The following is a 25,460-nucleotide window of genomic DNA, read 5'->3' as shown; positions in this document are numbered from 1 at the left end:
AACAACTGATGTAACGAGAAAAGCAATAACTGAGCCAACCACATAAAACACTCCAAGGAAGTGCCGAAACTGATGTTAATATCTCAAATCATCTGGAATAGGTAGATCATCAACAACCGGTTTAGGACGCTTGCCTTTACCTTTGCGGTATTGCTCAAGCTGGAAAACAAAAGCAAGTACTTGCGCCACAGCAACGTACAAACCTTCAGGAATATCGTGGCCAAGTTTAGTTGTATGATACAAAGAACGAGTTAAAGCAGGCGCTTGCATCACAGGTACATCATAGTGACGCGCAATTTCGCGAATTTTCATGGCTACTTCATCTACCCCTTTAGCCACTACTTTTGGCGCTCCATTGCCATTACTGTCATATTTTAGCGCTACAGAGAAATGTGTTGGGTTGGTAACAACAACGTCCGCCTGAGGTACGTCGGCCATCATTCGGCGAGCTGCCATTTCCATTTGTAAGCGGCGAATGCGCCCTTTTACTTCAGGGCTACCCTCCATGTTTTTATGCTCATCTTTTACTTCCTGCTTAGACATTTTAAGCTGCTTATTGTGATTCCAAATTTGATAAGGCACATCAATAATCACAATAATAATTAAGCTACAGACTAAAGCTAACAGCATCCATTGCAGCATATCTAAAGCATTAACAATTGAACCGGGGATAGACTGCATGCTAAGCGTAAGAATCTCAGCAAACTTCCATTGGAGGACAAACCAGACCACCCCGGCAATGACTAACACTTTAGCGACGCTTTTGATGAATTCAACAAAAGCTTGAATGCCCAACATCCGTTTAAAACCTTGAATGGGCGACATTTTACTGGCTTTTGGCCTAGCAGCCTCCCAGCTAAAAGGCATGCCTCCTAATAAGGTATTGCCAATAAGCGCGGCTAAAGTAATAAAGCCCATGATCCATATAAGTGGTTTAAACAATAACCAACCCATAATACCTATGTTTTTTAGCATAAAGTTTACGTCAAAAACTTCTTCCCGACTCATAACAAAAGCGGTTTGGAAAACCTTGACCATAGATTCAGCCAGCATACCGCCAAATGCCATGATGACTAAAGCTGCACTAATAAGTACTGCAGCGGTGCCTAACTCTTTAGAACGGGCTACCTGCCCTTTGTTACGGGCTTCTTCGAGTTTTTTCCCTGTGGGGTCTTCGGTTTTTTCTTGTTCATCGTCTGCCATAGTAACTAGACCATTGGTTTAACAACCAATCAGCAGCATGTCACATGCCAAGCTGCGGCCAACCTCCCACTGACGTTCAAAGTGCGCCAAAAACCCACCAATAGTGAGCCAAAGAATGAATAAACCAAACAACATACTTACCGCAAAACCAATACTAAAAATATTCAGTTGTGGTGCTGCTCGCGTCATAATGCCGAAAGAAAAGTTAACCAGCAACATTGCAACTACAGAGGATATAGATAGCGCTAAAGCAGCCAAAAATAATTGTGAATACCAGCCAGCCAGCAATTGATAATCTAAACTACTTAAGCCACTCATGCCCACCGGTAGCGTTTCAAAACTCATAGCGATTAAAGTAATTAACTGCAAATGGCCGTCGATGGCCAGAAACAACAGGGTTGCTAAGAGCAAATAGAATTGACCAACAACCGGTGTACTTTGGCCGTTATTCGGGTCGACCATGGAGGCAAAACCCAAACTGGTTTGCATCGCAATAATTTGCCCACCAACCACAAAGGTTTGCATCAATAATTGTGAAATAAATCCAATGGCGGCGCCAATCAGTACCTGCTGCAAAATAACGATAACAGCTTGAAAAGAGAAAACTTCTATTCCAGTCACTTCCGGCAAAATAGGCACTAAAGCAAAAGTGATGGCTAAAGCTAGTAACAATCGCACCCGAGTTGGAACTGATTTACCACCAAAACTTGCTAATACCATCAGCATCGCGGCTACTCGAGTAAGCGCCCATAGATACTGGCCAATCCAGGCCATCACTACACTGGCTGGAAACTCCATTAGCCAACAACCTGAGGAATCATATCCACCATGGTAAAAAACAACTCCATTAGTTTCTCGGTAAACCAATGACCAGCGACAATAAGCGCTCCTAGGGTAACCAATAGACGAGGTAAAAAACTTAAGGTTTGTTCGTTAATTGAGGTGGCGGCTTGGAAAATAGCGACTATTAAACCCACCAACAGACTAGGAATAATTGCAGCTGAAACCAATAGCATCACTTGGCCTAAGGCAAGGCGAAATACATCCACAAAGACTTCCGGTTCCATCTATAGGCTCCTACGTCTATACGCCAAAACTATTTGCAAGTGTGCCCATCACCAAGCTCCAACCATCTACCAACACAAACAGCATTAGCTTAAATGGCAAAGATACAATCATTGGCGACAGCATCATCATACCCATTGCCATTAAGATACTGGCCACCACTAAGTCGATAACCAAGAAGGGAATAAACAACATGAAGCCAATTTGGAAAGCGGTTTTAAGCTCTGAGGTGATAAAGGCAGGAATAAGTACATTGAAAGGTACCTCTTCCGGCGATCCCACTTCCACTTTGGCAATTTTAACAAAGGTTTCCAAATCCGTTAGTCGGGTTTGCGCCAACATAAACTCTTTGAGCGGCTGTTTGGCTTTTTCGAAAGCCTGCATCGAAGTAAGGTCTTCACTTAAATATGGCTGAACAGCCTGAGTATTCACTTCATCGATTACCGGCGACATAATGAAAAAGGTCAAAAATAAAGCGATGCCAATAATTACTTGATTTGACGGGCTTTGTTGCAAACCCATGGCTTGCCTTAAAATAGACATCACCACCACGATGCGGGTGAAGGATGTCATCATAATCACTAATGCAGGCAAAAATGACAGCGCAGTCATCAAAGCCAAGACTTGCAAGGTCACCGAATACTCTTGTCCACCATCTGGATTAGTGGTCATAGTGATAGCCGGCAAAATACCTTCTTGAGCAAAGCTGGGTGCAACAACACCAAGCAACAAACTTAGGCAAATAAACAGCTTACTTTTCATTTTTAGCCAACAATCCTTGTAACTGTTTAGTGAATGAGCCACTCATCTTATTCGGCTTGGCAACAATGGGTTTATCTAACTTATCTAAAAGGTTTATAGATTGAGCCGTAACACCAATTAAATACTGCTGTTCACCAATTTCTACCACCATCACCCGCTCTCGCGTACCTAAAGCTAAGTTGGTGACCACTTTAGACTGACCACCAGCAAACTGGCTAAGCCGAGTCTTCTTTAGTACCCATGCACAAACAAAAATAGTGACTAAGACTAAAGCCAAAGACATTACCCACGAAAGCAGTTCAACTTGGCTATTGGGAGGAGTAGTGGTTTCTTGTTCAGCTAAAGCTGGCAAACTAATGCCAGCTGCAATGATGAATGCGAGGACTTGTTGCATTACTTGAGCTTTTTAATACGTTCGGTTTGGCTAATAACGTCGGTAAGGCGAATACCAAACTTATCATTTACAACTACCACTTCACCGTGCGCAATCAATGTTCCGTTTACCAAAACATCCAACGGTTCGCCGGCAACCCTATCTAGTTCTACCACTGAGCCTTGGTTAAGTTGTAACAGGTTACGTATGCTAATATTGCTGCGGCCTACTTCCATGGAAATAGTTACAGGAATGTCCATAATCGAATCAAGCTTACGTTGCTCTTCTTCGGTTATGGGTTTTGATTCATCGACAAAGTCTTCAAGCGGGGCAGGCTCAGCTTCGGCCATCGCAGCTGCCCACTCATCAGCCATATCATCTTGATCACTCATATTTTATCCTTATTACTTTACTCGTCGCCCGGTGATGAACGGCGGCTACTTACCACCATTTCAAGGTCACTCTTCACAGTGTCGGGACGTTTTAACTGAGTATCAATTTTCAGTGCCATTTTTTCTTTTTGTCTACCAAGTTTAACTCGGTAACTAGGTAAATCTTCAACATATAACATAGCAGTTTCAGGCATCTCAACCGGTATAATATCACCCGCTTTAAGTTCCATTAACTGACGCAACGTTACGTCAGTTTCTAGCAGCTTAGTATGTAAACCCACTGGCACATCCATGATTTCATCACTTAGTGCTGAGCTCCAACGCTGGTCGGTGTCTTGTTTATCACTTTGCACACCCGCATCTAAGAGCTCTCGAATCGGCTCCAACATTGAATACGGCATAGATATATGGAAGTCGCCACCGCCACCATCCAGTTCAATATGAAATGAGCTAACAACAATCACTTCGGTAGGGCTCACGATATTGGCCATTGCGGGGTTTACTTCTGAGTCCAAATAATCGAAGCCAACGTCCATTACTGGCGCCCAAGCTTCTACATAGTCTTCAAAAATAATTTTAAGCAGCATTTGAATAATGCGGCGCTCGGTAGGTGTGAACTCGCGGCCTTCAATTTTGGCATGATAACGCCCATCTCCACCGAAGAAGTTCTCTACCAAAATGAACACCAAACGCGCTTCCATGGTTACTAAAGCAGTACCTTTTAAAGGTCGAAAACGAACCATGTTTAAACTGGTAGGAACAAATAGCGTGTGAACGTATTCGCCAAACTTAATCATTTGCACGCCATTAATAGATACTTCCGCTGTGCGGCGCATCATATTAAATAGGCTAATTCGCATATGCCTAGCAAATCGTTCATTAACCAACTCAAGAGTTGGCATTCGTCCACGAACGATTCGATCTTGAGAAGAGAAGTCAAACTCCACCACACTGCCAGACATTTCTGGCTCTATGATGTCCTCTTCTATGTCATCAACACCGTGTAATAGCGCATCGATCTCGTCTTGGCTTAATAAATCGCTCACGTTGGTCCTTTATTGCATTACAAAGCCGGTGAATAGGATTTTTTCTACCACTACTTTACCGGTTATCTCTTTTAATGCTTTTTGTGTCTCAGTTAACGAATTCTCGCGAATTTTGTCTTTGCCTTCTTGAGTGGATAAGTCTTCTACGGTTGCAGAGCTAAATACACTCAATAAGGTCCCTTCAATCAATGGAATATGTAGCTTGGCGGCTTCTTCATTGGCAGTACCACGAACCAATAATTGTACTTTAATTTGTACTAAACGATCTCGGTGGTCGCCCACAATATTAAACACGAATGGTCTTGGCATACCTACATACAAGGCTGTATGAGTAACTGAAGACGTTGCTTCCTCTGCTGGTTCTGCTGCAGCCGGGGCTTCATCTGAGTCGCCGCCCATTAACAAAAAGCCAACCACACCACCAATCACCAATACGGCGACAATAGCGATGATGATAATTAGCTTCTTTTTACTGCCACCTTCACCATCTTCTACTTTTAATTCTGATTCTTCAGCCATCTACGCTTCCATGAAATTATCGCTAAACTGCTTTTATTATTACATAGTTAAGAGGCGCTTCAACAGCATCTCATAGAAATAAACTAGGCATAAAAGTCAATGCCATCACTGTTTGCTTGATTCGCCAGCAATGCGCTCATGTCTTGCTCAGTAGTATCATCAACGAGTTCGCCGTTGGTCGATTGTCCACCAGCCATTGTTTGCCCTCCACCTTGTTGAGAAGCGCTGCCTTGATTTTGTTGGCTAACCTGATTTTGCCCCAGTTCGATTCCCTGTTGCTGCAGCATTTCTCGTAAACGTGGCATTGTTTGTTCCAAAGCTTCACGCGCTTGCGGATTTTGTACTTGAATTTGTACCGAGACTTGTTGGTCTTGGTTCATTTGCAAGCGAATTTGCATGCTTCCTAGCTCCGCAGGGTCTAAACGAATCTCAGCCTTTTGCATGCCCTGGCTCAACATGTATTGTACCCGTTGGTTTAACTCAGCTGGCGCTTGGTATTGCGCAGGGTTTAAACGTTCATTGAACTGCGTTGCTTTATCATTAACTTGATTAGCTTGCTGAGCTTGTTTTAGTACAGCTTCATTACTTCCCTGCTCTGCCCGAGCCACCACGTCGGCGCCCGAAGCAGCTCTAAAAATGCTGTGGTGCTCTTGTGGTCGAGTAGCTTCAGCTTGGTTAGGTAATCCCTGTTGTTGGGTCTGTGATGACTGCTGTTCCTTATTCTCGGAACCATTTTCACCGCTCGATTGCTTACTACTCGCAGCAGCAATACTTGCGCTGGCAAGTTTATCGCTTTGCTGGGCAACATCTGCAGCGCCAACTTTGCTGTTAACGGTAGTATTAGTGCCCTGCTGAACAACGACGCCAACTTTAGGCTCGTCGCTTACTTTACTAGTTTGCTGAGCAGCCAAAGATTCGCCGCTTAATTTGGCATTCAGCTCTTTCGCCTTTGTTTCCTCTTGGTCTACATGAGGTTTAGCCATTGAATGATTAGCTTGAGCCTCGCCCTGTTGTTTTAATCGGTTTTGCTCTGCTAAAGATAAAGGCTTTTCAGAAGCTTTGTCTTGGGCAGCACTTAGGGATTTATCCGCGAGAGCTTTTTCTGTAGTGCTAGAAGCTAAGGCTTCGGACTCTTTAGCCTTAAGCGTTTTTTGCTCATCACTTTGACTAACAGTAGCAACAACTTTGTCTAATGGCGCTTTTTCATTAGCGCTTGAAGTCAAACGCTCACCCTCTTTAGCACTTAAGGTTTTGTTATGCTCACCCGCTAAAGTTGGTGCATTTTCTTTGCTAATTCGCTCATTGCTTGAGTCAAGCTTTTGGTCATTATCAGCAACTTTTTTGGGGTCCACAGTTTCACCAGCTCGCTGTTGTTTATTGCTGCTTTGTTCCTGGCCAGCGGTGGTTTTATCAAAGGTTTCTGACTTAGTAGAGTTCAGGCTTTCTACTGCGGCTTCTTTTGAGTTAGCTGTTTGAGCATTTTGTGAACCAGCAGTTGCTGCGATATCTACTTTAACGGGTTTAGCTGTAGCACCTTTCCCATCGCTCACTTCGCTACTGTCTTTAGCATCGCTCGAAAGTGTTTTACTTGCTTCTGTTTGAGTAGGCGGCAACTCTCTGCCGCTTTGTGTTGTTTGATTAACTAACGTTTGCTTGTCGGCGGCTAGTTTTTCATCCCCAACGGCTGTGTTCTCTTGTTTTAAGGAAGAGTCACTATCAACAAGCGACTGTTTTTGTTGATTTTTACTAGAAGCTTCAGTGTCAACAGATTCTTCCTTACTAGACTCTTCAGCGATAGTAATGTCTTTACTATCAGAAGATTTACTACTGTTAGCTAGCTCTGTCTCAGCAGTTTTTTTAGATTCACCTTGGTTTTTATCTATACCATCGGCCGCTTGCTTGGCATTATCCAACTGTTTTAACAAATCACTAGGACTTTGAGCTTTACCAGCTTCAGCATCGTCACTTGCGTTATTTTTCGAGCCGGAAAGCTGCTTTTCAATCGCTTTCTTTACTGGGCTATCAGCTTTTGGGAGGTTCTCTAACTCTTTGACTAGTTTAGCAAAGTCTTCACTTTTTTCAGAGGGACTAAGCGCTGCACTTCCTAGTGAAGAAAACTGTTTGGCATTGGCTGTGTCGGTTAACAGTAATTCCATATATTTGCTTACCCTTGCGATAAAAATATTTGTTTCGCGACCCACATATTGAAGGCGCGCTAGCATTATCTAAAATTCAAAGCATTAAACGTGCCGATTAGCTCGCTTGACCTCGAAGATGTGCATATAGCGCATATTCATCTAATAGTTTTTGCTCTTCTCGTGCTTGTTTATGCTGTATTTGTTTTACTTGTTTATCAATCAGCAGTTCCATTGCTTTGCGCTTTGCTTGTACATCTAGCCATTGCTTGCGCTTCAACAACACGTTCTTTTTCACCTGTTCAATGCTTTTCCCCTGCTGAACGCTGGCTTGTTCAAGCTTTTGAATAAACAATTGATATTGATGAAAGCTGTCCGCATAAAAACCGTCAACTCCCTTGGCTAAGGCTTGCTCGAGATAAGAACGTCGGTAGTCTTCGAGATGCGCAAGTTGTGCTTCAAATTCGCTAAGTTGCTGTTGTGCTTCGGCCATGTCTCGGGCGGCGTCTTGCTCTTGTTCTTGCAAGCGTTCCACCATTAAATATAAAGCTCGCCTTGCCATGCCCATCTCCTACTAAGCTAAATCTTAGTTGCTTATAATGGGCCTTGCGCATTGATGTTAGCCATTTGCATGGTGCGTTCCATCCGCGTCAGACTTTCGTCATAAGCTACTACTTCTTTCATCTCTTGCTGCAAGAACTGGTCCATGTGCGGCTTCATGGCGATGGCTAAATCAATGCGTTTATCTGCGCCGCGTTGGTAGGCGCCAATAGCGATAAGATCTTGGTTTTGCTGGTAAGAAGCATTGAGCGATTTTAGCTGGCGAGCCAGTTGCTGATGCCCTTCACTCGTTACCGCAGGCATTACTCGACTGATTGACTTTTCGATATCAACCGCGGGGTAATGGCCAGAGTCGGCTAACTCGCGCGACAATACAATATGTCCGTCAAGAATAGCTCGCGCGGCATCGGCAATCGGATCCTGTAAATCATCTCCTTCGGTAAGCACGGTAAAAAAGGCGGTGATAGAACCTTGCCCTTCTCCGCCATTGCCAGCGCGCTCCACCAAACGAGGTAGTTTGGCAAAAACCGATGGTGGATAACCTTTGGTCGCTGGCGGCTCACCAATGGCTAAGGCTATTTCACGCTGGGCTTGGGCGTAGCGGGTTAAAGAGTCCATTAGCAGTAATACATTTAAGCCTTGATCGCGGAAGTACTCGGCAATGGTTAAAGTAGTGTCACAGCCCTTCAAACGCATAAGCGGTGAAGCATCGGCAGGCGCAGCCACCACAACCGCCCGTTGGCGGCCTTCTTCACCTAAAATGTCGTCAATAAACTCTTTTACTTCTCGGCCACGTTCACCAATCAACCCCACGACGACTACATCAGCAGTGGTTCCACGCGTCATCATGCCCATGAGTACACTTTTACCCACACCAGAGCCGGCAAATAGGCCCATTCGCTGACCCTGACCTACGGTAAGTACCGAATTAATCGAACGAACTCCAACATCCAATGGTTGTTTAATTGGCTTTCTTGCCATGGGGTTTAAACGCGCGGAGCTAAGGTTAGTGGTTTGCTTGCAATTAATATCCCCCAAACCATCAAGTGGTTTGCCTACGCCGTCAATTACTCGGCCAAGTAACTCCATACCTACTGGTATACCGTGGTGTTCATGCATTGGAATAACTCGAGCACCAGGCAGCACTCCAGTAAGCTGTTCACTGGGCATGAGGAAAAGCTTATCGCCAGAAAAACCCACCACTTCAGCTTCTAAAAAACCATCAAGCGTTTCTACTGAACAAAGCGAGCCTACTGGCGCGCGACATCCAACGGCTTCTAAGGTTAAGCCAACCACCCGAGTCAATTTACCCGCAACCGTTGGTGCGTTGCGAACATGCTCAGTGTTATAAGCTTTAAGTCGTTGGCTCAGCGTCATCGTCTTGACCATTTTGGCGAATAAAAGACTGTAGGCTTTGTTTAATCACTTCATTCATATCTACAGATACTGAAGAAAGGTCGTTTTCAATTAAACAGTCACCTTGCGTTAAGCTACCATCTGCTAATAATTGCCAGTTTTTCTTTGCTTGGGTTTCTGGAGGAAACACAGCTTGAATCACCGCCATGTCTTCTGGGTGTAGATGAATGCGAATATGTTGTTTTTGCAAAGGCAGCGCAGCTACTGCTTGCTTAACGGTTTTGGCTATTATGCTCGGGTTAGTCACCAGCTCTACTTGGACAATTTCTGCCGCAAGTTTAGTGGCTAGCTCTACCACTTGTAGCTCAACCTCTTCATCAATCTGTTTATTGGGCTGATGAAGCTGGTCGATAAGCCCTTGCCAACGGCTGCTTAACTGATCAATTTGTTGCTGTCCTTCACTTAAACCTTGGCTTAAGCCCTCTTGATGGCCTAGTGCCTTACCTTGTTCCAAGCCTTCTTCGTGGCCGGTTAGCAAACCTTCTTTGTGACCTTCCGCTTTACCTTCAGCTTTGCCCTCTTCATAAGCAGACTGTCGAAGCGCTTCTAGCTCTTCAATTGTCATCGGCTCAAATTGGATTTCAGGCTCTTCTTCAACGGGCTCTTCGTTGAACCACGCTGGCTTCATATTAAATACGTTGCTAGTAGGCTCTTCTTCAACATGGTGGGGATCGGTGAAGTCTGGGAGAGGCCAAGCTATATCGCCTTCTGGCTCAGAGTCCGCCTGTTCATTACTTGGCAGTTCATTATTTGGCTGTTCAGCCGCTATATTTTGCTGTTCTGCTGCATCGGCTAACATCGCGTCAATCGCCGCTTGTTCGTCACTTACATCGCTACTTTGTTCTTCTGCTACTGGCGCTTCACCGGCTGGTGAAGCATCATTTTGCTCTAAAAGCGCAGCTATCTCATCTTCATCCATCATCTCGCTGGACGCTTCAATTGGAGCGTCTTGCGCGAGATCTTCGCTCTCTTGTTCTGGCGTTTTATCTTGGTCGCTCATGTTTATAAGAACTCATCTCCACCGCCGCCGCCAATCATAATTTCACCGGCTTCAGAGAGGCGTCGAGCAATCGACAGAATTTCTTTCTGGGCAGTTTCAACTTCACTAACCTTGATTGGTCCCATGGCTTCAAGGTCATCTTTAAGCATTTCTGCCGCACGTTTAGACATGTTATTGAAGATCTTGTCTTTCAGTGAATCGTCGGCACCTTTAAGTGCTTTTTGCAGTAACTCGCCCGGAACATCACGCAACAAGGTTTGAATACCACGGTCGTCGATATCCACCAAGTTTTCGAATACAAACATGAGATCTTGAATTTGTTGCGCCATCTCTTCGTCGCTTTCGCGAATAGAGTCCATCAACATGCCTTCCATGTTGGTATCTAAGAAGTTCATGATGTTTGCAGCAGCTTTCAGGCCGCCCATCTTGGCAGCTTGCGCACCAGCTTGACCAGCAAACTGTTTCTCCATAATTTCGTTCAATTCGGTTAGTGCCGCAGGCTGAACTTCTTCAAGGTTGGCAATACGCATCATTAAGTCTAAACGCACTTTATCTTGGAATTGCGACATAATCTCAGCAGATTGCTCAGCTTCTAAATAAGACAAAACAATTGTTTGGATTTGCGGGTGTTCGTTTTGGATGATGTTAGCCACCTGGCGCGCATCCATCCATTTCAAGGAGTCAAGGCCTTTAGCGCCACTACCCATGATGATTTGGTCAACCAGGCTAGACGCACGGTCTTCACCCAATGCTGCGGTTAAGGCATTACGTACGAAGTCCTGACTACCAATACCAATATTGGTGTATTTTTGGATGTCATCAATAAACAAGCGATGAACCGCAACCACTCGATCGTGAGAAAAGTCTTCTAATGATGCCATTGCCATACCTAAACGCTGAACCTGCTTTGGCTCAAGGTGGCGGAAAATGGTAGCGGCATCGTCTTCATTGAGGCTCAGCATCAAAATCGCTGCGCGCTCAATACCACTCATATCACCGAGGACTTCCTCTGGATTTACTTCATCTTCATTTGGCATCGTTAATTACCCAATCTTTAATCACCATCGCCGCTAGGTCTGGCTCATTTGCTACTAGCGCACGAACCGCTTTTAGCATGTCTTCATCTTTATGTAAGTCTGGCAGTTTAAGCTGACCATCGCGAATACCAAAGTCTACTTCAGTATTATCTGCCGAGATAAGCTGTAAATCATCGTCATTTTCGTAAGCGGCTAATGCTGCATCTAAATCAGTTTCGGCCTGCTCATCTTCTTCACCAGACGATAGAATGCGATTCAGCATTGGGCGAACCACAGCAACAATCAACACAATTAATACCAGTACGCTGCCTGCTATCCGCATCGCTCGCCAGAACCACGCTTGCTCCCAAACGGGTAAATCAGCTTCGGTGAAAATTTCTGGGCGAGAAAACGGTACACTTACCACCTCTAAGGTATCGCCGCGGCTTAGGTTAAAACCGACACCACCTTGCAATAAGCGGCGAATGCTGGCTATTTGTTCAGCAGAGCGCGGCTCGCGGGTTGTTTCACCACTGTCAGAAACTTGACTGTTGTAATCCAAAGCCACCGATACACTCAAGCGTCTCAGGGTTCCCACTTGAGAGCGAGTATGGCTAATGGTGGTATCTAGCTCATAGTTACGGGTAGATTCTTTATGACTGCTGCCTGATTGAACTTGGTTGTTAGCAGCTCCTGCTTGCTCTGGAATTTCTGCTGGCAGTGGAGGTTGATTAGTTAACGCTCCAGGGATACCAATAGCGCCGGCACCAACGTTGTTATCTTCAATAGTATATTCACTGCGCACAGCTGGTAAATCTGGATTAAAGCGTTTTTGAGTTTGTTCAACGGCGGTAAAATCAAGAGTAACATCTACTTCAGCCGTGTAATTGCCCACGCCCACGATTGGAATCATGATGGCGTCAATTTTGTCTTTATATTCTTCTTCGCGCTTACGCTCCATCTCAAATTCTTTGCGAGTGCGTGAAGATAGCGGGTCTTGGCTACCAGAGTTTAATAAGCGGCCGTTTTGGTCGGTCACCGTAACGCGAGTAGGCACTAAGCCTTGAACTGCAGAGGCCACAATATCAACGATCGAGTCAATTTCTTCCTGCTTAAGGCCATTTCCGCCACGTAGATTAACTACCACGGTAGCTGATGGCTTTTGCTCTCGGCGGGCAAATACATTGCTTTTAGGAATAGCGAGCAGCACTTGCGCTTTATTCACTGATTTCATTTGCTCGATGGCGGTAGCTAACTGGCGTTCACGACTAAGTTTTAGTCGCTCTCCTTCTAAGCGTTGGCTCACTCCAAAGCCCATATCGTTTAGCAGAATTTGTTCACCGGCAGGCGCTGCTTCGGTTAGTCCAGAGCGGCGCAGTTTAAGCTTAATATCTTGATATTGCTCGGCATTTACTAATACAGTGTTGCCTTCAATAGTGTAAGGAATTTTCTGGGCGTCTAAGAAGTCGAGTGTCTCAACCAACTCGCTAGTATTCATGTTACCCAGCGGACGCATCTCGGGCTCTTTAGCCCACATCAATAGGAAGACAGCCATTGCCAAACAAATAGCCAAAGCCAAAATCATGATGATTTGACGCAGCACGTCACCATTGCTTAAAAATGATAAGGCAGAGCTTTGCTGCTCGGTAGCCTCTAAGCTATCACCTTCGCTATCTGAACCTAGTAGTGCCGGTTCTTGACTCATTGCGTTACTTCCTTCGCTAGCCACAATATTCTCCTAGCCACACTAAACCGGCATGGACATGATTTGTTTATAAGCATCAACTAGCTTATTTCTTACTTGAACCGTTGCATCAAAGGCGATGCTAGATTTTTGAGCGGCAATCATTACATCACCAATGCCTACACTGCGGTCACCTAAATCAAAGCGGGTTCGCAAGTCATTGGCATTAGATTGCAAGCCATTCACATTATTTATCGCGTCTTTTAGCAGGTTACCAAAATCGCTATTTACCGAAGAGGTCGTTAACTGGCTGCTTGGCGTAGCAATGTCGTTGGCGATGCCGCCTGTTTTCATTTCACCAGCCATTGATTGCAGTTCGCTAAATAGGTTTGCCGAATCTACTCTCATGATTTCCCTCTACCGCCAGATAAATGGCATTATTCTTAAGATATACAGGGAAAAGCAAAAGCCGCGCCAAGATTAATTAACAACTAATCGAAGGTTCTCTTTTGTAGATGTTTTAGGCAGATAGTTCTTCACAAAGTCAGCTTCTGGCTGAGGTCTCGCAAAGAAATAGCCTTGCGCTTGCTCACAACCCATTACCGAAGCAAGGTTGGCTTGAACTTGAGTTTCAATACCCTCGATGAGAACTTGATACTTCATACTGCGGGCGATCATCACCATCGCTTTAACAATGTGTTGATCCGATAAATTATCTTCTAAGCCGCTAACAAAGGCGCGGTCGATTTTAAGTACTGTTACTGGCAAATGCTTAAGGTAAGCCATTGAAGAATAACCGGTACCAAAGTCGTCAATGGCAATACCAAAGCCTGCATCACGCATTCGCTGAATACTGGCTTTAGCTTCTGTTGGTTGTTCCATCATCGCAGACTCGGTGATCTCGATACAGATACGCTGTGGATTAACCTGCCACTGCTTGGCATAGTTAATCGCAATTTTCTCTGCATGACCCAGCGACACAGTGGCAGCAGAAAAGTTTACCGATAGCTTAAAGCCTTCAGGTAGTTGGCTAGAGAAGCGCGCCATAAAGCGCATAGCATTTTGGAACACCCACTTATCTAGCTGCAGTACCAAACCGGTTTCTTCGGCAACGGGTACAAACTCATCGGGTGAGATAGCGCCATCTTCGGTAAACCAACGCAACAATACTTCGGCGCCAATCACTTTATTGGTTTTTAAACAGTATTGCGGCTGAAAGAATAAATCTAACTCGTTATTGCCAATAGCGCGACGCAATTTAGATTCTAAGGTGAGCTTTACTAAACCCGCTTGGCTTAAATCCGGTCGGTAACGGCAAACACTTACACCCGTTTTAACCGCGTGATTTAGCGCGGTAAAGGTATTAGCCAACAAAGTATCGCTATGCAAGGCTTCACGCCTTGGATGATAGCTGCAGTAACCCACATGACAGCGAGTCAGCAATTGCAGTTGTTCTAAACGCAACCAACCGCGACAGCTTTGCACAATTTGCTTAGCGATTTCGATGACTTCTTTGTCTTTATTCACATTTGGCACAACCACAACAAAGTAATGGTGATACCAGTAGGCTAATTGTGCTTCAGGGTAATGCTTACGTAAGCTTTTTTGAACGCGCTTGGCATAAGCTTCTTTAGTGACTTCGCCTAAGCGCTGACCGAAGTTTTCGAATACTTCATTTTGCCTTGGGAAATCAAACATTAATACCGATAACGGGGTCGCATCGTCTAACCAGTTGGTCAGTAAGCGAGTGATGTGGCGACGATTAGGCAAGCTGGTTACTTCATCATGGTTTTTCCAGTAATCAAGTTGCTCGCGCAGTTGTAAGGTTTTGTTGTTGGCTTTTTTAAGATGCTGGCTGACTAAAACAAAGGCTGAGGCCACTATCGAAAGCAATAACAATACACCGAGAAGCCACCAGTAAGAAAACTGCCCTGTTTGGCCGCTAATGGCCGCGTAAGCCTGCCAGCGTCGATAAGTCTGTTCGCTATAATCTGCCTCAAAAGACAAAATGCCGCGGTTCATTAAATCCACTAAAGGCTGCCAATCTTCACGAATAGCAAAGCGGTGCAGCATGCCATGTTCAAGCTGAAATGCTTGCTGTAAGCGCCATTGAGGATGGGCACGTAAGTTAGCGGCCACTTCATCGCTGCCCGCTAGCAAAGCAACACTTTGTTGCTCCACTACCGATTGCAAGGCTTCAACCAGGCTTGCATAGACGATGATGTTTACGTCGGGGTATTTGCTTAATAAGGCTTCGTGAGCACTACTCCCGGCAACCGTTGCTACGTTTTTCCCAGCTAATTGTTTCATATTCGCGAAGCGCGCTTGCTCTAGCGGATGAAATAACGCCAGTGGTTGAACCCAAGTGGTTAAGGTGTAATGAACAAAAGGGCTAAGACGGCGGTGGGAACTGGCGCTGCTAAGCATATCCACTTGGCCATGTTGTAAGGCCATTATCGCATCGGTGATATTTGGATAAGCGGTGTATTTGAGTTTTAAACGGGTTTGAAAAGCCAGCTGATTTAGCGCTTCTACCGCGTAGCCTTGAGGAGTACCAGCCTGATCAATAGTCTCCAGCGGCAAACGGTCTGCCACTACAGCAACCCTGATTTCTGGATTATCTTCGAGCCATTGATATTCACTCGCATTGACTATATAGGCGTTCGCGCCTAACGACCAACAACAACCTACCACTAGCAACGTTAAGAATCTAACGAGGCACAACCGCAAACTATTTAGCTCCTAAAAAAACGCTCTGACCTGGCATTCGTTGCACCAAGTTCATAGTCGTGACAGCATACCAAAAAGCTAAGAAAAATAGTTGACCTGAGTGCAACTTAATTCACTAAAACTTAGTTTATTAAGCTCTTGAGTCACAATTTTCAAGAAAGTAAGCAAAATCATATATTGAGCTAGCTCAATTTTGCCCAATCAACGACTGATATTGCTCACTCCAAAGCAGCGCTTGAAGATTTAACTGCTCTACTTGGGTGTAGTCCATGCGCAGTTGTTCAGCTAAACGCTCAGTTTTATACCAGTGCCCTTCCTCATAAGATTTTATAGTTAGTAACATAGCTCTCAGCATCGACGGCTGCTCAGAACACAAGGCGTCACGAATGTCTTGATCGAGCGGTAAGCTATACAGAACATCTGTTAGAGGTTTATCTAAAATGGCATCAAGCAAGGAAAACAATCCACATAGAAATGCCGTTTCTTGCATGCTCGGCGATTTGCGCATCGCCACTAGTTCACAGAACCTAGCCCGATGCACCGACATACGCACCAGCTCACGCGGCTTGTGGCTTACGGTCATGGCATTGGCTAACAATGCCACCAACTTTCGCAACTGATTATTGCCGATATACACCACGGCTTGCTTAATTGACGCGATGTCTTCGACAATTGGCAAACTTCCAGAATTAACAAAACGCAGTAGCTTGTAGGTTAATCCCGTATCACGTTCAAAATAGCGCACTACTTCATTAATGTTTACGTCTTCACGAGTCGCGGCATAGAACAAGCGGGATATCATCAAATAGCTAGCATCAATGTCTTTAGACACTTGCATTTCAGGCTGACAAAAGTAGTAACCTTGAAAGAAGTTAAAGCCCATTTCTTTCGCTTGTTGATATTCCGCTTGCGTTTCTACCTTTTCGGCCAATAATTTGATGTTTTTACGCGATTTTACGGCCCTAAATAGCGGTTCTAGTTGATCAAACGGCGTACGCTGTATATCAACCTTTATAAGCCGAACAAACTTTAAGTAAGGCTCCCATTCAGGCCGATAAACGAAGTCGTCAAAAGCCAATCTATAACCACGATGAAACAAGGACTGACAACGCTTATATAGCTTCTCGCTGGGTTTGACATCTTCTAAAATTTCTATCACTACCTGCTTATTGGGTAGCAACTTTATCATTTCAGAATGAAGGCTTTCTTCAGGGAAATTGATTAAGGCTGGTTTGCCTTGAGTAATCGCATTCAAGCCGTCATTTAGCTGAGTACGGATAATCAGCTTGGAGGTTGCTTCATGTGGATCAATGTCGGGAAAGACATTGTCTGGTCCATCCCTAAAAAGTAGCTCATAGGCTACTACCCGCTGCCGGCGATCGAGGATCGCCTGCCGCGCAGTATAAACATTCATAGTCCAGTTACCGTTTCTGCCGTACTTTATGATGTGGCTTTTTGCCTTTATATTAATAAGCTCAAACTTTTTGCTTGAGCCAAAGTACGGACGTAAAAAAAGAGTCACAAAAGTGACTCTTTTAAGACTAACTAAGTTACCAACACATTTCGATAGTTTTATTCGCTAAGTTGCTGCAAGCGCTCAAAATAATCAGGAAATGTTTTAGAAGTACACTTTGGATCGTTAATTGTTACTGGTGTATCGCTTAAGGCAACCAAAGAAAAACACATTGCCATACGGTGGTCGTCGTAGGTATCAATCGCCGCGTGATTTAAGCTCGCAGGAGGAGTAACTTCGATAAAGTCGTGCCCTTCAGTTACTGTTGCTCCCACTTTTTTAAGCTCGGTGGCCATAGCAGCTAATCGGTCGGTTTCTTTTACTCGCCAGTTATATACATTGCGAATGGCGGTAGTGCCTTTGGCAAACAATGCAGTGGTAGCAATAGTCATCGCAGCATCAGGGATGTGGTTCATGTCCATATCTACTGCGCTTAGCTCACCGCTACGAGCGATAATGTAATCGTCGCCCCACTCTATATCGGCACCCATTGCAGCCAATACATCAGCAAATAATACATCGCCCTGCATAGACTTTTTGCCTACGCCAGTCACTTTTACTTCACCGCCTTTAATTGCACCAGCGGCAAGGAAGTAAGAAGCCGAAGACGCATCACCTTCAACCAAAAACTCGCCAGCTCCTTGATAGGTTTGCTGACCTTTAACGATAAAGCGTTGGTAGTTATCGTTTTCAACTTCAACACCGAAGGCAGCCATCATCTTAAGGGTGATATCAATATAAGGCTTTGATACTAGCTCACCAACAATACTAATTTCAGTGTCTTGCTGGGCATACGGTGCAGCCATTAAAAAGGCCGTTAAGAACTGACTAGATACAGAACCGTCGATGTCGACCTTGCCACCAGCTAAGCCAGTGCCTTTAATACTTAAAGGAGGGTAGTTTTCATTCTTTAAGTAAGTTACGTCGGCTCCCACTTGGCGTAAGGCATCAACTAAGGCACCAATTGGGCGCTCTTCCATGCGCGGTTCACCGGTTAAGGTAAACTCACCTTGGCTCAAACATAGTGCGGCACACAAAGGACGCATTGCCGTTCCAGCATTGCCTAAGAATAATTCTTCGGCTTGAGCGACCTTAAAAGCTCTGCCTAAACCAGTCACTGTGCAGCGGCTGCGATCTTCAGAAAGCTGATAATCTACACCAAGCTTTTTAAGTGCATTTAGCATGTGACGAATGTCGTCGCTGTCGAGCAGGTTACTTAATACGGTCTCGCCTTCAGCCAGTGCTGCTAATAACAATGCACGATTTGATACGCTTTTTGAGCCAGGTAAATTAATTTCACCGTTAATACGAGAAATAGGCTGTAAAGTTAATTGTTCCATGAATCGAAATCTCTACTTAATTTGAGCCAATTAGCTGGCTTAAAGCTTTAATAAAAGTTTGGTTTTCTTGTTCGGTACCGATGCTTACACGCAGATAACCAGGCATCTGATATGGGCCCACCGGCCTAACTATCACGCCTTTATGGAGTAACTGCTGATAAAGCTCTTGAGCATCGCCACTTGGCGCTAAAAAGCTAATAAAATTCCCTTTTGAAGGAATATAGCTAATAGTATTTTGCTTAAAGAACTGGCTTAACAGCAGCAAACCTTGCTGATTCAACGCGATACTTTGCTGTAAATATTGCTGATCTTTTAGCGCCGCCACTGCCGCCACCAAGCTAAGGCTATTCACGTTAAACGGCTGACGTAAACGGTTTAGTAAATCTGCAATCTCTGGGCTAGAAATAGCGTAACCAACGCGCAAGCCAGCTAAACCATAAGCCTTAGAAAAGGTGCGAGTAATCACTAGGTTGCTAAACTGCGCTAACCAGCTTGTTGAAGGAGCCTGCTCGTCTTCAGACAAGTACTCGTAATAAGCCTCGTCTAAAACCACCACTACATTTTCTGGCACCTTCTGCATAAAGCCATATAGTGCGTCACTGCTAAGAAAAGTACCTGTTGGGTTATTAGGATTAGCGATAAACACCAAACGGGTCTTATCAGTAATCGCTTCAGCCATGGCTTCTAAATCGTGACCCCAGTCTTTGGCTGGAACAACTACTGCTTTTGCGCCTATTGCTTGCGTCACAATTGGGTAAACAACAAAAGCATGTTGTGAGAACACCACTTCGTGCTCGCTGCTCACAAATACTCTAGCAATTAAGTCCAGTACATCATTTGAGCCATTGCCTAAGGTAAATTGCTCAGCAGCCAAACTGTATTTATCAGCCAGCGCTTGTTTTAAATAAAAGCCATTTGAATCTGGATAACGAGTTAGTTCACTGGTGGCTTTTTCAATTGCAGCCAAGGCCAGTGGGCTCATGCCCAGAGGGTTTTCGTTAGAGGCAAGCTTAACAATGTTACTAATGCCCAACTCACGTTCTAGCTCGTCGGTCGGTTTACCTGCTTGATAAGGGTGTAAACCTTGTATGCCTTGATTGGCTAAAGCATGAAAATCACACGTCATGAAAATTCCTTAGCGATTACGCTGGGCAAAGTCAGCCATAAAGTCTACTAAGGCTTGCACGCCTTCAATTGGCATTGCATTGTAAATACTTGCACGCATCCCACCAACAATTCGGTGACCTTTTAAAGTCACCAATCCAGCGGCTGCAGACTCGGCTAGAAAGGCGGCATCCAGCTCGCTATTCGCTAACTGAAAAGGCACATTCATTTTAGAACGGTTTTCAGGAGCAACGTTATTCTGGTAGAAATCACTACTATCAATGTATGAGTAAAGTAACTCGGCTTTAGCTGCATTTTTCTCAGCCATTGCAGTTAATCCACCCTGTTGCTTTAACCATTTAAACACCAAGCCAGCTAAATACCATGAATAGGTAGGCGGGGTATTAAACATGGAATCACTGCCCGCTAATAAGCTGTAGTTAAAGATATTTGGTGTTAATGGGTGAGCGTTATCGAGTAAATCGTCACGCACAATAGCAATCGCTAAACCCGAAGGGCCAATATTCTTTTGCGCACCAGCGTAAATTAAACCGAACTTACTCACATCAATAGGTTGCGACAAAATCGTTGAAGAGAAGTCGCCGACTAATACCATGTCTCCCACATCGGGGATGTCATCAATGGCAATGCCCTCGATGGTTTCATTTGGGCAGTAATGAACATAAGCAGCGTCTTTATCTAATTGCCACTCAGCGCTTGGCTTTACGCTGATTTGTCCTTGTTCATTGCTACTTAGCGCGTCAAATACACTCGCTTGGGCGTGCTTTTCACCCTCAGCTACTGCACCTTTAGACCACTGGCCAGTAGTAATAAAGCTGATTGACTTTTTATCACCCAACAGGTTTAGCGGCGCCGCAGCAAATTGACCACGTCCACCACCTTGGCAAAACAGCACTTTGTAGTTATCTGGAATATTTAATAAATCGCGGAGATCTTGCTCGGCCTCGGCGGCCATAGCGATATATTCTTTACCACGGTGACTAACTTCCATCACCGATACACCTAGACCTTGCCAGTTACAAAACTCGGCTTGCGCCTGCTTCATTACCGCTTCAGGTAACATCGCAGGACCAGCACAAAAGTTATAGATTTTGTCCATGCTACATCTCTTACTCTATGTTGTGTGCGACCACTTAAGTGGTTCATATAATCTTTTTAAACTAAAACGAGCGGCTAAAAGCCGCCCGTTGTTTTTATATTTTTAGCTTACTGCTGATCGGGCTCTGCCTCACCAGCATCGTCTGCACTTGGTGCATCCTCGCTTGGTGCTGCATCACTTACCTCAGCCGCCTGCTCGCCTTCGGCTAGCTCTTCTAACTCGTCTTCTTCAATTTCATCGATACGCTGAAGGCCTACCACTTTCTCATCTTCAGAAGTACGGATTAAAGTAACACCTTGAGTATTACGACCCACTAGAGATACTTCATTTACTCGAGTACGCACCAAGGTGCCACCGTTAGTAATTAGCATCATTTCTTGCGCTTCGGTTACCTGAACCGCACCAACCACTAGGCCGTTACGCTCACTCACCTTAATAGAAACAACACCTTTAGTTGCACGGCTCTTAGCTGGGTACTCATCAAGCTTGGTACGCTTACCGTAACCATTTTCTGTAGCGGTAAGAATATCACCGTCACCGGTTGGCACAATCAACGATACCACTTTCTGGCCAGCATCAAGTGAAATACCTCGAACACCAGCAGCGGTACGACCCATTGGACGCAATGCTAATAGCTCTTCGCCAGTTTCTGGGTCTAGCTTCACTGCGCCCGTTTCACTATCACGTTGCTTCTCGTTAAAGCGAACCACTTTACCTGCATCAGAGAACAGCATGATTTCGTTATTACCGTTGGTAATATCTACGCCAATTAGTTTGTCATCATCATTAAGGTTAATAGCACGAATACCACTTGATAGCGGACGTTTAAATGCTGTTAGCGGTGTTTTCTTAACCGTACCGTTAGCGGTAGCAAACAAGATGAACTTGTCTTCTTCGTACTCACGTACCGGCAAGATAGCAGTGATGCGCTCATCTTCGGTTAACGGAAGTAAGTTAACAATTGGCTTACCACGTGCTTGGCGACTCGCCAGCGGCAGCTGGTAAACCTTCATCCAGTAAACTTTACCCACCGTTGAGAAACACAGTACGGTGTCGTGAGTATTGGCAACCAGCAATTTCTCGATGAAATCTTCATTCTTCATCTTAGTTGCTGCTTTACCTTTACCACCACGGCGCTGAGATTCGTACTCTGTCAACGGCTGGTACTTAACGTAGCCTTCGTGAGATAGGGTTACTACCACGTCTTCTTCGTTAATTAAGTCTTCTAGAGAAATATCAGCACTGTTGGCAGAAATCTCGGTGCGACGCTCATCACCAAACTGCTCACGCACTTCGATAAGTTCGTCACGAATTACTTCCATCAAACGCTCAGGGCTATTTAAAATGTGCAGTAATTCGGCGATAAGTTCCAACAGGTCTTTGTATTCGCCAATGATTTTTTCATGTTCTAGACCGGTTAACTTGTGTAAACGTAAGTCTAGAATTGCTTGAGCTTGAATTGGTGTGATGAAGTATTGGCCATCACGAATACCAAATTCAGCTTCTAACCAATCTGGGCGAGCCGCGTCATCACCAGCACGCTCTAACATTGCTGATACTGCGCCTAAATCCCAACCTTTAGCCACTAATGCAGCTTTTGCTTCAGCAGGCGTTGGTGAGGTTTTGATTAGCTCAATAATCTCATCGATATTAGCTAACGCAATGGCTAAGCCTTCAAGGATGTGGGCGCGATCGCGCGCTTTGCGCAATTCAAATACGGTACGACGTGTAACCACTTCGCGGCGGTGGCGAATGAAACACTCGATCATTTCTTGCAGGTTGAATATCTTAGGCTGGCCGTTATCCAAGGCCACCATATTCATACCAAAAGATACCTGCATTTGCGTTTGTGAGTACAAGTTGTTTAGTACAACTTCACCCACTGCATCACGCTTAAGCTCGACCACAATACGCATACCGTCTTTATCAGACTCATCACGTAGAGCAGAAATACCTTCTAGTTTTTTATCTTTAACCAGCTCGGCCATCTTCTCGATTAAACGAGCTTTGTTCACCTGGTAAGGGATCTCGTGAACAATAATGGTTTCTTTACCGTTTTTCTCGGTAACCACTTCGGCTTTAGCACGAATAGAAACTTTGCCACGACCGGTTCGGTAAGCTTGAATAACACCAGCGCGGCCGTTAATGATACCGGCGGTTGGAAAATCTGGCGCTGGAATAAATTCCATCAGCTCATCAATAGTGATGTCTGGGTTTTCAATCATTGCCAAACAACCGTTAACCACTTCGGTTAAGTTGTGTGGTGGAATGTTGGTCGCCATACCTACCGCAATACCAGAAGAACCATTAACCAATAGGTTAGGAACTCGAGTTGGCAGTACTTCAGGGATTTGCTCTGTACCATCGTAGTTAGGTACGAAGTCTACGGTTTCTTTTTCTAAGTCGGCCAGTAAAGAGTGGGCTAACTTATCCATACGGATTTCGGTATAACGCATGGCCGCCGCAGAATCGCCGTCCACCGAACCAAAGTTACCTTGACCGTCTACCAACATGTAACGCAGCGAAAATGGCTGCGCCATGCGAACAATCGTATCGTAAACAGCACTATCACCATGCGGGTGATATTTACCAATTACGTCACCTACCACACGGGCAGATTTTTTATAGGGTTTATTCCAGTCGTTACCCAAAACATTCATTGCGTAAAGCACCCGGCGATGTACTGGTTTTAAACCATCACGTACATCTGGCAAGGCGCGCCCCACAATAACGCTCATGGCGTAATCAAGATATGAGCTCTTTAGCTCATCCTCAATATTGACCGGCGTAATCTCTTTTGCAAGATCGCTCATAGACGACAAAATCCTTCGTTTTTATTGCTTTTTACAATTACTCAGCGTAATCGCAAACTTTACCATAAAATAACGGCCTTAACAGGCTTGATGTCGCTCTTTTCAGTTAGAAAAATGAAAAAACTCAAGAATTGAACAAAAGCTAGTGACTGCAATGAACAAGTTCTTATAATGCCTACAAATACTGACGTGGATTGACAAGTTTATGGAACACCCTCAAAGCAACGAAAATGTTGACCATCAAGAAATTGCACATTTTGCAGGCTTAGCCTCACGTTGGTGGGATAAACAAGGGGAATTCAAAACCCTTCACCAAATCAATCCACTGCGTTTAGATTATATTGAGCGCGGCGCGGCAGGCTTATTTGGCAAAAAAGTACTTGATGTAGGCTGCGGTGGCGGCATTTTAGCCGAAAGCATGGCAGTACGCGGTGCCGACGTTACTGCTATTGATATGGGCAAAGAACAAATTGAAGTCGCCAAACTACATGCTTTAGAAACCGGTAGCCAACTTAACTACTTGCAAACCACCGCAGAAGCGCATGCCGAAGCCCATCAGGCGCACTACGATGTAGTAACCTGCATGGAGATGATAGAACACGTACCGGACCCAGGCTCAGTGATTGCCGCTTGTGCCAGCATGGTTAAACCCGGCGGTAAAGTATTTGTCTCTACCATTAACCGAACGCCAAAAGCCTACCTTTATATGATTCTGGCTGCCGAGAAGTTACTAAAAATTGTTCCCGATGGCACTCACCAACATGACAAATTCATCCGCCCTTCGGAGCTACTAGCATGGGCCGACCAAAGCAACTTACGTAGCGAAGCCATTAGTGGTGTGCAATTTACCCCTATTATTGAAAGCTTTCGCTTAAGTCGAAACGTAGATGTTAACTACATGGTGCAATTAGCTAAACCGGAGCAATAATGAATAAGCAAGCGGCGGTACTGTTCGACCTTGATGGTACCTTACTTGACACTGCACCAGACTTAGGCGCTGCTGCTAACTATGTGCTAGAGCAACACCAACAGGCGCCACTCAGCTTAGCCCAAGCGCGTCAGCTTAGCTCTCACGGCGCTATCGGTTTGCTAAAAGCTGGCTTTGGCAGCCTTTGGGAGCAACAGCCCCAAGCTGAATTACGCCAACAATTACTTGACTACTACGAGCAAAACATCTGCCAAGGCACCGATTTTTTCCCCGGAATTAAACAAGCTTTACAATGGCTTAACCAACACCAGATTCCTTGGGGTGTAATTACTAATAAACCCGAGGGTTTAAGTAAGCAGTTACTTCGCTTCTTCCCCGAGTTTGAACAGTCTGGCGTATTGGTTGGCGGTGATACTCTGCCACTACGTAAGCCCGACCCTACACCCATGCTTTTGGCTTGCCAAATCATAAAGGTTAAGCCTGAGAACTGCTTATATGTGGGCGATGCTGAGCGCGATATTCAGGCGGGCAATAATACCAATATGACTACTCTATTGGCCCTTTGGGGTTATCTCTCTGAAGAAGACGAAGTTGAGCAATGGGCTGCAAATATTCACTGCCAAAAAAGTGAACAGCTCGAACAAACAATAATCGACTGGCTGGGCGATTTGTAAGCAAGTTCAAGTTTTATAAAAATAAATTTTTTGAGTAAAATTTTACGAAAAAAAACTTGCATTAAT

At 44.8% G+C, this 25,460-nt stretch carries 23 protein-coding genes; 2 read left to right on the top strand and 21 right to left on the bottom strand.

Annotation, left to right across the window (positions count from 1 at the left end; translation table 11 throughout):
• Window positions 1–75: 75 nt before the first annotated feature.
• The 21 genes from flhB to gyrA all read right to left on the bottom strand — a co-directional run bounded on the left by flhB (window position 76) and on the right by gyrA (window position 23,792).
• Complete coding sequence (flhB, locus tag OV592_RS07990) at window positions 76–1,203, bottom strand: flagellar biosynthesis protein FlhB (RefSeq protein ID WP_406611013.1); 1,128 nt, start codon at window positions 1,201–1,203, stop codon at window positions 76–78.
• An 18-nt stretch (window positions 1,204–1,221) separates the two neighbouring features.
• The gene (gene fliR / locus OV592_RS07985) at window positions 1,222–2,001 is read right to left on the bottom strand and encodes a flagellar biosynthetic protein FliR (RefSeq protein ID WP_338625446.1); all 780 of its coding nucleotides are present in this window, start codon (window positions 1,999–2,001) and stop codon (window positions 1,222–1,224) included.
• A complete protein-coding gene (locus OV592_RS07980) occupies window positions 2,001–2,270 on the bottom strand; it encodes a flagellar biosynthetic protein FliQ (RefSeq protein WP_338625444.1) in 270 nt (89 codons plus the stop codon). Before OV592_RS07980 ends, fliR begins: the two co-directional genes overlap by 1 nt.
• A gap of 16 nt (window positions 2,271–2,286) precedes the next feature.
• Complete coding sequence (gene fliP / locus OV592_RS07975) at window positions 2,287–3,030, bottom strand: flagellar type III secretion system pore protein FliP (RefSeq protein ID WP_406611012.1); 744 nt, start codon at window positions 3,028–3,030, stop codon at window positions 2,287–2,289.
• Window positions 3,020–3,424 carry a flagellar biosynthetic protein FliO gene (gene fliO, locus OV592_RS07970; RefSeq protein ID WP_338625440.1) on the bottom strand — a complete coding sequence of 135 codons (405 nt, stop codon included), beginning with the start codon at window positions 3,422–3,424 and terminating at the stop codon, window positions 3,020–3,022. The genes fliP and fliO overlap by 11 nt, the downstream gene beginning before the upstream one ends.
• Window positions 3,424–3,795 (bottom strand): flagellar motor switch protein FliN, encoded by a 372-nt coding sequence (gene fliN / locus OV592_RS07965; protein ID WP_016401707.1) that lies wholly within the window; start codon window positions 3,793–3,795, stop codon window positions 3,424–3,426. The genes fliO and fliN overlap by 1 nt, the downstream gene beginning before the upstream one ends.
• A gap of 17 nt (window positions 3,796–3,812) precedes the next feature.
• Entirely contained in the window at window positions 3,813–4,841 is a 1,029-nt protein-coding gene (gene fliM / locus OV592_RS07960) for a flagellar motor switch protein FliM (protein WP_406611011.1), read from the bottom strand.
• Between the two features lie 9 nt (window positions 4,842–4,850).
• Window positions 4,851–5,360 carry a flagellar basal body-associated protein FliL gene (fliL, locus tag OV592_RS07955; RefSeq protein WP_338625437.1) on the bottom strand — a complete coding sequence of 170 codons (510 nt, stop codon included), beginning with the start codon at window positions 5,358–5,360 and terminating at the stop codon, window positions 4,851–4,853.
• Between the two features lie 83 nt (window positions 5,361–5,443).
• Window positions 5,444–7,516: a flagellar hook-length control protein FliK gene (locus OV592_RS07950; protein WP_406611010.1), complete on the bottom strand. Its 2,073-nt coding sequence runs from the start codon at window positions 7,514–7,516 to the stop codon at window positions 5,444–5,446.
• Between the two features lie 97 nt (window positions 7,517–7,613).
• Window positions 7,614–8,057, bottom strand: coding sequence for a flagellar export protein FliJ (fliJ, locus tag OV592_RS07945; protein WP_406611009.1), 444 nt, complete (start codon window positions 8,055–8,057; stop codon window positions 7,614–7,616).
• A 32-nt stretch (window positions 8,058–8,089) separates the two neighbouring features.
• The gene (fliI, locus tag OV592_RS07940) at window positions 8,090–9,433 is read right to left on the bottom strand and encodes a flagellar protein export ATPase FliI (protein ID WP_016401712.1); all 1,344 of its coding nucleotides are present in this window, start codon (window positions 9,431–9,433) and stop codon (window positions 8,090–8,092) included.
• A complete protein-coding gene (locus tag OV592_RS07935; protein ID WP_406611008.1) occupies window positions 9,411–10,472 on the bottom strand; it encodes a flagellar assembly protein FliH in 1,062 nt (353 codons plus the stop codon). The genes fliI and OV592_RS07935 overlap by 23 nt, the downstream gene beginning before the upstream one ends.
• A 2-nt stretch (window positions 10,473–10,474) precedes the next feature.
• Window positions 10,475–11,509 carry a flagellar motor switch protein FliG gene (gene fliG / locus OV592_RS07930; RefSeq protein WP_040307146.1) on the bottom strand — a complete coding sequence of 345 codons (1,035 nt, stop codon included), beginning with the start codon at window positions 11,507–11,509 and terminating at the stop codon, window positions 10,475–10,477.
• Window positions 11,499–13,193: a flagellar basal-body MS-ring/collar protein FliF gene (gene fliF / locus OV592_RS07925; protein WP_152781330.1), complete on the bottom strand. Its 1,695-nt coding sequence runs from the start codon at window positions 13,191–13,193 to the stop codon at window positions 11,499–11,501. Before fliF ends, fliG begins: the two co-directional genes overlap by 11 nt.
• Before the next feature lie 42 nt (window positions 13,194–13,235).
• On the bottom strand, window positions 13,236–13,580 hold the full coding sequence (gene fliE, locus OV592_RS07920) for a flagellar hook-basal body complex protein FliE (RefSeq protein WP_406611007.1): 345 nt from the start codon (window positions 13,578–13,580) through the stop codon (window positions 13,236–13,238).
• Window positions 13,581–13,652: 72 nt separating this feature from the next.
• Complete coding sequence (locus OV592_RS07915; protein WP_406611417.1) at window positions 13,653–15,866, bottom strand: EAL domain-containing protein; 2,214 nt, start codon at window positions 15,864–15,866, stop codon at window positions 13,653–13,655.
• A gap of 223 nt (window positions 15,867–16,089) precedes the next feature.
• On the bottom strand, window positions 16,090–17,316 hold the full coding sequence (locus OV592_RS07910) for an EAL and HDOD domain-containing protein (protein WP_406611006.1): 1,227 nt from the start codon (window positions 17,314–17,316) through the stop codon (window positions 16,090–16,092).
• A 158-nt stretch (window positions 17,317–17,474) separates the two neighbouring features.
• Window positions 17,475–18,755 carry a 3-phosphoshikimate 1-carboxyvinyltransferase gene (gene aroA, locus OV592_RS07905; protein WP_406611005.1) on the bottom strand — a complete coding sequence of 427 codons (1,281 nt, stop codon included), beginning with the start codon at window positions 18,753–18,755 and terminating at the stop codon, window positions 17,475–17,477.
• Window positions 18,756–18,771: 16 nt separating this feature from the next.
• Window positions 18,772–19,881 carry a histidinol-phosphate transaminase gene (gene hisC / locus OV592_RS07900; protein WP_406611004.1) on the bottom strand — a complete coding sequence of 370 codons (1,110 nt, stop codon included), beginning with the start codon at window positions 19,879–19,881 and terminating at the stop codon, window positions 18,772–18,774.
• A 9-nt stretch (window positions 19,882–19,890) separates the two neighbouring features.
• Complete coding sequence (serC, locus tag OV592_RS07895; protein WP_016401722.1) at window positions 19,891–20,979, bottom strand: 3-phosphoserine/phosphohydroxythreonine transaminase; 1,089 nt, start codon at window positions 20,977–20,979, stop codon at window positions 19,891–19,893.
• Between the two features lie 107 nt (window positions 20,980–21,086).
• A complete protein-coding gene (gene gyrA / locus OV592_RS07890; RefSeq protein ID WP_016401723.1) occupies window positions 21,087–23,792 on the bottom strand; it encodes a DNA topoisomerase (ATP-hydrolyzing) subunit A in 2,706 nt (901 codons plus the stop codon).
• A 205-nt stretch (window positions 23,793–23,997) separates the two neighbouring features.
• Between gyrA and ubiG the strand changes: the two genes are divergently transcribed.
• Window positions 23,998–24,720 (top strand): bifunctional 2-polyprenyl-6-hydroxyphenol methylase/3-demethylubiquinol 3-O-methyltransferase UbiG, encoded by a 723-nt coding sequence (gene ubiG / locus OV592_RS07885; protein WP_016401724.1) that lies wholly within the window; start codon window positions 23,998–24,000, stop codon window positions 24,718–24,720.
• Complete coding sequence (locus OV592_RS07880) at window positions 24,720–25,394, top strand: HAD family hydrolase (protein WP_406611003.1); 675 nt, start codon at window positions 24,720–24,722, stop codon at window positions 25,392–25,394. The genes ubiG and OV592_RS07880 overlap by 1 nt, the downstream gene beginning before the upstream one ends.
• Window positions 25,395–25,460 lie beyond the last annotated feature (66 nt).

Source organism: Agarivorans sp. JK6 (assembly GCF_045277145.1).
In the GTDB taxonomy this organism is placed as follows: Bacteria; Pseudomonadota; Gammaproteobacteria; order Enterobacterales; family Celerinatantimonadaceae; genus Agarivorans; species Agarivorans albus.
The sequence above is the reverse complement of the archived record's forward strand: the minus strand, read 5'-3'. Positions and strand labels throughout refer to the sequence as shown.